The sequence below is a fragment of the Stutzerimonas stutzeri genome (assembly GCF_000935215.1).
Classification (GTDB): Bacteria; Pseudomonadota; Gammaproteobacteria; order Pseudomonadales; family Pseudomonadaceae; genus Stutzerimonas.
In genome coordinates this window covers 33,612-44,919 of the sequence record NZ_JXXD01000156.1, presented here as the reverse complement: position 1 = coordinate 44,919, position 11,308 = coordinate 33,612, and the positions used below count along the sequence as shown (strand labels likewise).

General features: G+C 61.3%; 10 protein-coding genes. 1 reads left to right on the top strand and 9 read right to left on the bottom strand.

Annotated features, from left to right (window positions below; translation table 11 throughout):
- Nucleotides 1-406: tRNA lysidine(34) synthetase TilS (gene tilS, locus LO50_RS16425; protein ID WP_044315660.1), on the bottom strand; the 406-nt coding region annotated here is incomplete at its 3' end.
- 343 nt (nucleotides 407-749) lie between these two features.
- Between tilS and LO50_RS16420 the strand changes: the two genes are divergently transcribed.
- Nucleotides 750-1,472: a TorF family putative porin gene (locus LO50_RS16420; RefSeq protein ID WP_003299352.1), complete on the top strand. Its 723-nt coding sequence runs from the start codon at nucleotides 750-752 to the stop codon at nucleotides 1,470-1,472.
- Between the two features lie 341 nt (nucleotides 1,473-1,813).
- Here the strand turns inward: LO50_RS16420 and LO50_RS16415 are convergent, their stop codons facing one another.
- From LO50_RS16415 to LO50_RS16380, 8 genes are all read right to left on the bottom strand, one after another.
- Nucleotides 1,814-2,764: an acetyl-CoA carboxylase carboxyltransferase subunit alpha gene (locus LO50_RS16415; RefSeq protein ID WP_044315659.1), complete on the bottom strand. Its 951-nt coding sequence runs from the start codon at nucleotides 2,762-2,764 to the stop codon at nucleotides 1,814-1,816.
- Nucleotides 2,765-2,946: 182 nt separating this feature from the next.
- Nucleotides 2,947-6,468: a DNA polymerase III subunit alpha gene (gene dnaE, locus LO50_RS16410; RefSeq protein WP_044315658.1), complete on the bottom strand. Its 3,522-nt coding sequence runs from the start codon at nucleotides 6,466-6,468 to the stop codon at nucleotides 2,947-2,949.
- A gap of 155 nt (nucleotides 6,469-6,623) precedes the next feature.
- Entirely contained in the window at nucleotides 6,624-7,262 is a 639-nt protein-coding gene (gene rnhB, locus LO50_RS16405) for a ribonuclease HII (RefSeq protein WP_044315657.1), read from the bottom strand.
- Nucleotides 7,262-8,395, bottom strand: coding sequence for a lipid-A-disaccharide synthase (gene lpxB, locus LO50_RS16400; protein ID WP_003299357.1), 1,134 nt, complete (start codon nucleotides 8,393-8,395; stop codon nucleotides 7,262-7,264). Before lpxB ends, rnhB begins: the two co-directional genes overlap by 1 nt.
- Nucleotide 8,396: 1 nt before the next feature.
- Nucleotides 8,397-9,173: an acyl-ACP--UDP-N-acetylglucosamine O-acyltransferase gene (gene lpxA / locus LO50_RS16395; RefSeq protein ID WP_003299358.1), complete on the bottom strand. Its 777-nt coding sequence runs from the start codon at nucleotides 9,171-9,173 to the stop codon at nucleotides 8,397-8,399.
- Entirely contained in the window at nucleotides 9,170-9,610 is a 441-nt protein-coding gene (gene fabZ, locus LO50_RS16390; protein ID WP_003299359.1) for a 3-hydroxyacyl-ACP dehydratase FabZ, read from the bottom strand. The genes lpxA and fabZ overlap by 4 nt, the downstream gene beginning before the upstream one ends.
- Nucleotides 9,611-9,713: 103 nt before the next feature.
- On the bottom strand, nucleotides 9,714-10,772 hold the full coding sequence (lpxD, locus tag LO50_RS16385; protein WP_044315656.1) for a UDP-3-O-(3-hydroxymyristoyl)glucosamine N-acyltransferase: 1,059 nt from the start codon (nucleotides 10,770-10,772) through the stop codon (nucleotides 9,714-9,716).
- A 1-nt stretch (nucleotide 10,773) separates the two neighbouring features.
- Nucleotides 10,774-11,277 (bottom strand): OmpH family outer membrane protein, encoded by a 504-nt coding sequence (locus tag LO50_RS16380; RefSeq protein ID WP_044315662.1) that lies wholly within the window; start codon nucleotides 11,275-11,277, stop codon nucleotides 10,774-10,776.
- Between the last annotated feature and the right edge of the window lie 31 nt (nucleotides 11,278-11,308).

Here is an 11,308-nt window from a genome sequence, read left to right as displayed (position 1 = left end):
CACCACGCAACAGACGAAACAGCAGCGTCTCGGCCTGGTCGTCGCGGTGCTGCGCGGTCAGCAGCAGATCACCTTCGCCGAGGCGTTCAGCGAAGGCGGCGTAACGCGCATCCCGCGCGGCACGCTCCAGGCTTGCGCCGTGCGCGACCTGCACCCGCACGATTTCGAGCGGCACGCCTAGCCCCTCGCAAACCTGCCGGCAGTGCTCCGGCCAGGCATCGGCGACCGCCTGCAGGCCGTGATGCACATGGACGGCGCTGATTGGCGGCAACCTTCGGCCCTGCGTCAGTCGCACCAGTGCATGCAGCAGCACCGTCGAATCGAGCCCGCCGGAAAAGCCGACCAGCCAGCGCCGCGCGGCTAGCCACGGGCGCAGTGCATCGAGCAGTTTGGATTCGACCGGCATGGAAATCGACTCATTCAGGCAAGGCGGCCAGCATAAGGCAGCGCACGCCACGACTACAGCCGCCAGCGGTGCGCACCTTTCAAGAGCACGACGCAAACACAGCGGCGCACCTTCGTTGACGCCCTCCGCACCGCGCCGCTCCAAAACAGTGCACACCCATGGCTATCTGAGATCGCCGCAAACAGATCGAGGCATTCAAATTCGAGCTAGGCCTCTGTAATCGTTGGCTTTCTCGTAGTTGGCAAGGGAAATGCAAAAGTCCGCTCAGCTTATTCCAAAAGCTGTTGCTGACTTACCAGCCGGGCTACTGAATACCCGGCGCCACCTTTAGGGACATACCACCATGCTCAAGAAACTGACCCTCGCCATCGCCGCCGCCAGCGCCGTGACTGCCAGCAGCTTCGCCGTCGCGGAAACCGTCTCCAGCCCCGTTGGCGACTTCGACGTCAGCATGAACGTCGGCCTGACCTCGGACTACATGTTCCGCGGTATCTCGCAAACCCAGGGCAACGGCGCCATCCAGGGCGGTCTGGACGTAGCCCACGAGAGCGGCCTGTACGTTGGCACCTGGGCGTCCAACGTCGACTTCGGCGGTGACGCCTCGGTGGAATTCGACTACTACCTGGGCTTCGGTAACAACATCACCGAGAACATCTCCTACGATCTGGGCTGGATCAAGTACGACTACCCGGGCGAAAGCGCGCTGAACTTCAGCGAGTACTACGGCAGCCTGAGCGCCTACGGCTTCACGGCCGGCGCGGCCTACTCCGACGACTTCGCCGGCGACGACACCACCCTGTACTCCTATCTCGGCTACGAATACGCCCTGCCCTACGACGTCGGTCTGGCCCTGCAGTACGGCAAGTACGATTTCAAGGACGCCACCTTCGGCAACGACGATACCTACAACGACTGGTCGGTCGGCCTGAGCAAGACCATGGCCGGTCTGGACTTCGGCCTGACCTACTCCGACACCAGCTTGAGCGGCAGCGAATGCGCAGGCTTCGTCGGCAAGGACGACTACTGCGACGCGACCTTCGTGGTTTCGGTTTCGAAGAGCTTGTAACTCCTGTCGGGACCGCAACAAAGGCCTGACCCAGTCACGTGTCGCATGGTCTGCAGGACGTAGAGCGGGTGACACCCGCCGAACGTGGCCCTCCGCCTTGTTGTAAGAGCGATGCAAGGCCCAGAAAAAACGAAACCCCGCCGCGAGGCAGGGTTTCGTTTGTCGGGCGGTGAGGTGTAACCGCGCGGGTTTCACCCGCCCTATAAAGCTACATACGCCAGGGGTTCAGCGCTCGCCGATGATGCCGCTGCGCCTGTTGCTGGACCCCGTCTGAACAGGCCCGGAAACGAAAAACCACGCCGGGTAGGCGGGGTTTCTGCAGCGGACAAAACGGCATCCGATCAGGCGATACCGTAGCTCATCAGGCGCGCGTAGCGGCGCTCCAGCAGCGCGTCGGTATCCAGCGCCTTGAGCATTTCCAGCTGAGTCCTGAGTTCGTCACGCAGCGAAGCCGCGGTGACGGCCGGGTTGCGATGCGCGCCGCCCAGGGGCTCGGAAATCACCTTGTCGACGATCCCGAGGTCCTTCAGGCGCTCGGCAGTCACGCCCATGGCGTCGGCCGCTTCGGGTGCCTTGTCGGCGGTGCGCCAGAGAATCGAGGCGCAGCCTTCCGGCGAGATCACCGCGTAGGTGGAGTACTGCAGCATGTTCAGCTGGTCGCAGACACCGATGGCCAGTGCACCACCGGAACCGCCTTCACCGATGACAGTGGCGATGATCGGCGTTTTCAGCCGCGCCATCACGCGCAGGTTCCAGGCGATGGCTTCGCTCTGGTTGCGCTCTTCGGCGTCGATACCCGGATAAGCGCCGGGGGTGTCGATGAAGGTGAGGATTGGCATCTTGAAGCGCTCGGCCATCTCCATCAGACGGCATGCCTTGCGGTAGCCCTCCGGACGCGGCATGCCGAAGTTGCGGCGTACCTTCTCGCGGACTTCACGGCCCTTCTGGTGGCCGATGATCATCACCGGCTGGTCGTCCAGACGCGCAATGCCACCGACGATGGCGGCGTCGTCGGAGAAGTGGCGATCACCGTGCAGTTCTTCGAACTCGGTGAACAGGTGATTGATGTAGTCGAGGGTGTAGGGGCGCTGCGGGTGGCGAGCCAGGCGGGCGATCTGCCAGCTGGTCAGATTGCCGAAGATGCTCTCGGTGAGCGATTCGCTCTTGTCCTGCAGGCGGGCAATCTCATCGCCGATGTTCAGCGAGTTGTCGTTACCAACCAGGCGCAATTCTTCGATCTTGGCTTGCAGGTCGGCGATCGGCTGTTCGAAATCCAGGAAATTCGGGTTCATAGGCATCCGTCATGCGTCGACGGCCAGGCGGCCGGGAGGCTGTTCCGTTTTTTGCGCCTTACCTTACGGGACGGGCGCATTCAGGTCGAACAAAAATTGTTCTGAACCATGACCCGGTCATCACCGGGCCGTTCGGGCCTGACCCGGAAAGCGCCATCGGCGACCTTCCGGGCCTCGGCCCTCTATCGGTATTGCAGGAAGACGTTGTCGCGTCCGAACTGGTCACGCAATGCCTGAATCAAGTTGTCGGCCGGGTCGATCCGCCAGGCTTCACCGAACTGCAGCAGGGCACGCGCGTCGCGACCGGTGTATTCCAGCGTAATCGGGCAGGCCCCGCGATGACGGCCACAGACCTCGGCCAGCCAACGCATGCGCTCACCCTTGAGCGCTTCACCAGCGACCTTGACCCGTAGACTTTCGGCAAGCCCGGTGCGCGCCTCTTCCAGGCTCATAACCCGCTTGGCGCGCAACCGCAGGCCACCGGAAAAGTCATCGTTGCTTACCTCGCCCTCCACCACGACCAGCGCATCGGTTTGCAACAACGCCTGAGCAGTATTGAAAGCCTCGGCGAACAGTGACGCCTCGATGCGCCCCGAGCGGTCATCCAGGGTGATGAAACCCATCTTGTCGCCCTTCTTGTTCTTCATTACCCGCAGATTGACGATCAGGCCGGCAATGGTCTGCTCGCCACGCGCCGGACGTAGATCGACGATGCGCTGGCGGGCGAAGCGCCGCACCTCGCCCTCGTATTCATCGATCGGGTGACCAGTGAGATAGAGGCCGAGGGTGTCCTTTTCACCTTTCAGACGCTCCTTCAGAGACAGCTCACGCGCCTTGCGGTGGTTGGCGTAAACGTCAGCTTCGGGCTCGGCGAACAAGCCGCCAAACAGGTCCATGTGGCCGCTCTCAGCGCTGCGCGCCGTCTGCTCCGCGGCCTGCACCGCTTCTTCCATCGCCGCCAGCAAAACCGCCCGATTGCGGTCGATGTTGGCTTGATAGGCCTTGACCTCTTCGAAGAAATACGGACCCAGACGATCCAGCGCACCGGAGCGAATCAGCGCCTCAAGGGTACGCTTGTTGATCCGTTTCAGGTCGATCCGCGCGCAGAAGTCGAACAGGTCCTTGAATGACCCACCTTCGGCACGACATTCAGCGATGGCCTCGACCGGCCCCTCGCCCACGCCCTTGACTGCACCTAGGCCATAGACGATACGGCCGTCATCGTTGACGGTGAACTTGAACTCGGAAATGTTCACATCGGGCGGGTCGATGCGCAGCTTCATGCTGCGGCATTCCTCGATGAGGATCACCACCTTGTCGGTATTGTGCATATCCGCCGAGAGCACGGCAGCCATGAACGGCGACGGGTAGTGCGCCTTGAGCCAGGCCGTCTGGTAGGAAACCAGACCGTAGGCCGCCGAGTGCGACTTGTTGAAACCGTAACCGGCGAACTTCTCTACCAGGTCGAAGATGTTGCCTGAGAGTTCTTTGTCGATGCCATTGTTGGAACAGCCTTCGATGAAACCACCGCGCTGCTTGGCCATCTCCTCGGGCTTCTTCTTGCCCATGGCGCGGCGCAGCATGTCCGCACCACCCAGCGTATAGCCGGCCATGACCTGTGCGATCTGCATCACCTGTTCCTGGTACAGGATGATGCCGTAGGTAGGCTTGAGCACTGGCTCCAGCCCGGCGTACTGGTAGTCCGGGTGTGGATAGGAGACTTCGGCACGCCCGTGCTTGCGGTTGATGAAGTCGTCCACCATGCCCGATTGCAACGGACCGGGACGGAACAGCGCCACCAGTGCGATCAGGTCTTCCAGGCAGTCGGGTTTGAGCTTTTTGATCAGCTCTTTCATGCCACGCGATTCGAGCTGGAACACCGCCGTGGTTTCGGCCTTTTGCAGCAGCGAGTAGGTGGGCTTGTCATCCAGCGGGATAAAGTCGATGTCGACCGGTTCGAGACCCTTACGTGCCTGTTCGCGGTTGATGGTTTCCAACGCCCACTTGATGATGGTCAGCGTGCGCAGGCCGAGAAAGTCGAACTTGACCAGACCGGCAGACTCGACGTCGTCCTTGTCGAACTGGGTGACCAGGCTGCCGCCCTCGTCATCGCAGGCGATGGGGGCGAAATCGGTGAGTTTGGTCGGCGCAATCACCACGCCGCCGGCATGCTTGCCGGTGCCGCGGGTGATGCCTTCGAGCTTGAGCGCCATGTCCCAGATTTCCCTGGCGTCTTCATCGACGGCAAGGAAGTCGCGCAGCGGCTCTTCCATCTCGTAGGCTTTTTCCAGCGTCATGCCTACTTCAAAGGGGATCATCTTCGACAGGCGATCCGCCAGCCCGTAGGACTTGCCCTGCACCCGCGCCACGTCACGCACCACCGCCTTGGCCGCCATGGTGCCGAAGGTGATGATCTGGCTCACCGCATTGCGACCGTATTTCTCAGCCACGTAATCGATGACCCGGTCGCGGCCATCCATGCAGAAGTCGACGTCGAAGTCGGGCATGGAAACCCGCTCAGGGTTGAGGAAGCGCTCAAACAGCAGATCGTAGGCCAGCGGGTCCAGGTCGGTGATTTTCTGCACATAAGCCACCAGCGAGCCGGCACCCGAGCCACGGCCTGGCCCTACAGGCACCCCATTGCTCTTGGCCCACTGGATAAAGTCCATGACGATCAGGAAGTAACCCGGAAAGCCCATCTGGATAATGATATCCAGCTCGAAATTCAGCCGATCGACATAGACCTGCCTCTTCGCCTCGTAATCGGGCGTATCGCGGGGCAGCAGCACTTCCAGCCGCTCTTCGAGGCCATCGAACGAGACCTTGCGAAAGTAATCGTCCATGGTCATGCCGTCCGGCACCGGGAAATCGGGCAGGAAGTAGGTGCCCAGCTGCACCTCGATGTTGCAGCGCCTGGCGATCTCGACGGTATTTTCCAGCGCCTCGGGGAGGTCACTGAACAGCTCGTACATTTCCTCGGGCGTTTTCAGATACTGCTGATCGGAATAGGTACGCGGCCGCCGCGGATCGTCCAGAGTTCGGCCTTCACCGATGCATACGCGGGTCTCGTGGGCCTCGAAGTCTTCCTGCTTGAGGAAACGCACGTCGTTCGTCGCGACCAGCGGCGTACCGCTGCGCTCGGCGAGCGCGACTGCAGCGTGCAGATACTCTTCGTCATTGACCCGGCTGGTGCGCTGAACTTCCAGGTAGAAGCGGTCGGCAAACACATCGCGCCATTCAGCCAGACGCGATTCGGCCAGTGCTTCGTCGCCATTGAGCAGCGCCTGGCCGACCTCTCCCTCCCTGGCGCCAGACAAGGCGATCACACCTTCGGCGGCCTGCTTGACCCAGTCACGCTCGATGATCACCAGATCGTTGCGCTGGCCTTCGGTCCAGCCGCGAGAGATCAACTCGGTGAGATTGCGATACCCCTTGGGATTCATCGCCAGCAAGGTCAAGCGGCTGAGAGGACCGTCCTCGTCACAACCGGCCATCCAGATATCGGCACCGCAAATCGGCTTTATGCCGGCGCCCTGCGCGGCCTTATAGAACTTGACCAGCGAGCACATATTGCTCATGTCGGTCACCGCCACCGCCGGCATGCCACCTGCCGCGACCGCCTTGATCAGCGGCTTGACCCGAACCAGCCCATCGACCAGCGAGTACTCGGTATGCAGACGTAGATGGACGAAGGAAACAGGCATGAAAAGACCTTGAGCTGGCAGAACGACAAGCGCGGGATTGTACCGGAAAGCACGGACGGGCTGGCGACCGCGCTAACGGTAGCCGACACGGCAAAAGGGTGTTCGGCGGCCCAGGACCTCATGAAGCACCTGGCTGGCCCGCGTACAGTTACCAGCTAGACCAGCAGCACGCTGGCCGGGATGTCGGTCTCGACAACTGCCTGCTCAAGCAGCGTACGCACGGGGGCGAAAGAGCGCCGATGAATGGGCGTTGGCCCAAGCCGACGAAGCGCCTCCAGATGGCTTGGAGTCGGATACCCCTTGTGCCCGGCCAGCCCATAACCCGGATAGCAGAGATCCAGGACCTGCATTTCGCGATCACGACTGACCTTGGCCAGGATGGATGCCGCAGCGATAGCCGGCACCTGACCGTCGCCCTGGATCACCGGTGCGCTGGGCACGTTCAGCTGAGGGCGCCGATTGCCATCGATTAGTGCCAGCCGCGGCGTGACACTCAGTCCATCAACCGCACGCTGCATGGCGAGCATCGTGGCGTGAAGGATATTCAGCTGATCGATCTCTTCGACCTCGGCTCGGGCAATGCACCACGCCACCGCCTTTTCGCAGATCTCGTCGAACAACGCTTCACGACGGGCTTCGCTCAGCTTTTTCGAGTCGTTGAGGCCTTCGATCGGACGCGCCGGATCGAGGATCACTGCGGCGGTCACTACAGGACCACACAGCGGCCCGCGCCCGACCTCGTCGACGCCGGCAACCAGCTCTTCGACCAGATTGAAATCGAGTCCGAACTGCATCAACGAACTCCAACCAGGCGCAACACGGCATCGGCGGCCTGACTCGACGCATCGCAACGCAGGGTGCGATGAATACTGTCGAAGCCTTCGGTCTGCACGTCACCATCGTCCAGCAGTGGCGACAGAGACTGCGCAAGCGCTTCGGGGGTAGCGGCGTCCTGCAGCAACTCGGGAACCAGCAGACGCTGGGCCAGCAGGTTGGGAAGCGCAACATAGGGGCTCTTCACCAGCCGCCGGAGGATGCGGTAAGTCATTGGCGCTACGCTGTAGGCCACCACCATAGGGCGTTTGAACAACAGCGCCTCAAGCGTTGCCGTACCGGAAGCAATCAACACGGCGTTGCAGGCGGCCAATGCCTCATGGGACCGGCCATCGAGCAGGGTCAGCGGCAAATCACGCGTAACCAGCATCTGCTCAAGCTGCAGCCGCCGCTCGGGGCTGGCGCAAGGCATGACAAAACGAATCCCGGGACGCATGGCGCGCAACCGCTCGGCAGCGGAAAGGAACAGATCCCCCAGTCGAGCGACTTCGCCGCCCCTGCTACCGGGCATCAGCGCGACGACCAGGCCATCCGCTGGCAATCCGAGCGCTTGCCGTGCCGCGGCACGATCGGCGCAAAGCGGAATGGCATCAGCTAGGGGATGACCGACGAAGCGAACCGGTACCTGGTGCTCGTCGTAGAACCTAGCCTCGAACGGAAACAGCGTGAGCATCAGATCGCAGGCGTCACGGATCTTCAGTACCCGCTTCTGACGCCAGGCCCAGACCGACGGACTGACGTAGTGCACGGTCTTGATTCCGGCCCGACGCAGCTTGAGCTCAAGCCCGAGATTGAAGTCCGGCGCGTCGATGCCGATGAATACATCCGGCCGCTGCTGGATCAGCGTGTCCACCAGGCGTTTGCGGCGGGCCAGCAGCTCCGGCAAACGACCGAGCACTTCGACCAGGCCCATCACTGCCAGACGCTCGAGCGGAAAGTACGACTGCAACCCTTCGGCCTGCATGCGCGAGCCGCCGACGCCGATGAATTCGACATTCGCGTGCTGAGCCTTCAGCGCCTGCATCAGGCCCGCACCAAGGATGTCACCGGAGGACTCCCCGGCTACCAAGGCAACCCTGAGCGGCCGGTTCATCTCAGCGAGTGATCCCACGAGTTGAAGCCTGAATCGAGTCGCGGAAGATCGCAACCTCGGGGAATGCCGCTGCACTTTCGGCCAGCTCGGTGAGTGCGGCCTCCACGGTCAACCCCTTGCGGTAGACGACCTTGTAAGCGTTGCGCAGGGCGTGAACGGCTTCGGCGCTGAAGCCACGACGACGCATGCCCTCGAAGTTCATGCTGCGCGCCTCCGCCGGATTGCCGAACACAGTGACAAACGCCGGTACATCCTTGCCGATTGCCGTGCCCATGCCGGAAAAACTATGGGCGCCGATATGGCAGAATTGATGCACCAGGGTGTAACCGGAGAGAATGGCCCAGTCGCCCACATGGACGTGCCCGGCCAGCGCGGTGTTGTTGACCAGAATGCAATGATTGGCGATCACGCTGTCGTGGCCGATGTGAGCATAAGCCATGATCAGGTTGTGATCACCGAGGGTGGTTTCGGAGCGATCCTGCACGGTGCCGCGATGGATGGTGACACCCTCGCGAATCACGTTGTGATCGCCAATCACCAGGCGCGTCGGCTCACCCTTGTACTTCAGATCCGGCGTATCTTCGCCAACCGAGGAGAACTGATAGATGCGATTGTGCCGACCGATACGGGTCGGCCCTTTGATGACCACATGCGACGCGATCACCGTACCCTCGCCAATTTCGACGTCCGGACCAATGATCGACCATGGGCCGACCTGGACGTCATCCGCCAAGCGAGCCGCAGGGTCGATGATGGCGCGAGGGTCGATCAAACTCATATCTTCTGTTCCGCGCAGATGATTTCTGCCGAGCAGACCGGCTTGCCCTCGACGCTGGCACGACAATCGAACTTCCAGATGCCGCGTTTGGCGCTGATGAAGGAAGCTTCCAGCACCAACTGATCGCCCGGAACCACCGGCTGACGGAAGCGCAGCTTGTCAGAGCCGACGAAATAGTAAAGCGTGCCATCGGCTGGCTTGACGCCCATCATCTTGAAACCAAGCAGACCGGCCGCCTGCGCCATGGCTTCGATGATCAGCACGCCTGGCATGATCGGATGCTGTGGAAAATGCCCATTGAAGAACGGTTCGTTGATGGTCACGTTCTTGTAGGCACGAACGCGCTTGGCCTCGACGTCCATCTCCGTCACACGGTCCACCAGCAGGAACGGGTAGCGGTGAGGCAAATATTCGCGAATCTCGTTGATATCCATCATGTCAGGAAAGAGCCTGTAAAAAAGTATAGGGCCGCCTGCGCTGAAAGCCCGCGCGAGCACTGACAGGCATTAACCCCGAAAAAAACCGGATCAGACGGTAAGCTCAGGCATCAGAAGCCGGATTCTGACCCTGAGTCACGGTAGCCAGGCTTTTCTCCAGCTGTTGCAGCCGGCGAGCCATGTCATCCAACTGACGAATACGCGCCGCACTCTTTCTCCAATCGGCAGCATTCTGCATCGCCGTGCCCGAGGAGTAGCTTCCGGGTTCCGTGATCGAGCGCGTGACCATCGTCATACCCGTCACGAACACGTTGTCGCACACTTCGATGTGCCCAACCATGCCGACGCCACCGGCGATCATGCAATTGCGTCCGATCTTGGTGCTACCGGAGATGCCGGCACAGCCAGCCATCGCCGTGTTGTCACCGACCTGCACGTTGTGCGCGATCATGATCTGATTATCTAGCTTCACGCCGTTGCCAATCAGCGTATCGGAAAGGGCGCCGCGGTCGATGGTGGTATTCGAGCCAATCTCCACATCATCCCCGATACGCACACCGCCGATTTGAGCGATCTTCTGCCAGGCACCTTTTTCCTTGGCGAAGCCGAACCCCTCACCACCGATCACGGCACCGGACTGGATCACCACGCGCTTACCGATCTGCACGTCGTGATAAAGCGTGACTCGCGGTGCGAGTCGCCCGCCAGCGCCGATTCGGCTACGGGCGCCGACGAATGACTGCGCACCGATCACCACATCCGCCTCGATGGTTGCGCCGGACTCGATCACCACATAGGGACCAATGCTGGCCGACGAATCTACATAAGCATCGGCAGCGACCACCGCCGTCGGGTGAATGCCGCTATTCGCTACCGGTCGAGTCTCGAACAGGTGCGACGCGCGCGCATAAGCCAGATAGGGGTCGCTAACGACAATTGCCGCGCCTTCGTAGCCTTCGGCATCAGCGGGAGCCAACAACACCGCGGCGGCCTGGGTGGTCGACAGGTACTTGCGATACTGAGCATTGGCAAGGAAGCTCAAATGCGCCGGGCCCGCCTCCTGCAGGGTAGCGAGCCCGCTAATAGTCTGGTCAGCATCGCCGCGCAGGGTGCCACCCAGTTCCTCGGCCAGCTGGCCGAGTGTATAGACTGCGCCTGCCATATCAGCGCAGCTGATTCATGCGCTCGATGACCTGGCGGGTGATATCGAACTGCGGTTTGACATCCACCACGGCACCACGCTCGAACACCAGGTCGTAGTTGCCCTTCTTGATGACTTCTTCGACAGCCTGATCGAGCTTCGGCTTGAGCTGCTTGAGCATGTCCCGATCCGCCACAGCCTTTGCCTCGTTCAATTCCTTGGACTGGAACTGGAAGTCACGGGCCTTTTGCTTGAATTCGAGCTCCAGACGCTCACGCTCGGCCTGCTGCATCTTGTCGCCGTCCTTGACCAGGCGATCCTGAATACGCTTGGCGTCGCTTTCGAGTGTCTTCAGCTTGCTCAGTTGGGGGCCGAACTTCTTCTCCGCGTCGACCGCGTAACGTTTGGCCGCATCCGACTCAAGCAGCGCCATCTGATAGTTCATGACGGCGATCTTCATTTCGGCAAATGCTGGGGTCGCTGCCAGCGCGGCAACGACGAGAAACAGTTGAGTCAACTTACGCACGGTAAACACCACTCCTGAAAGAAAGCACTGA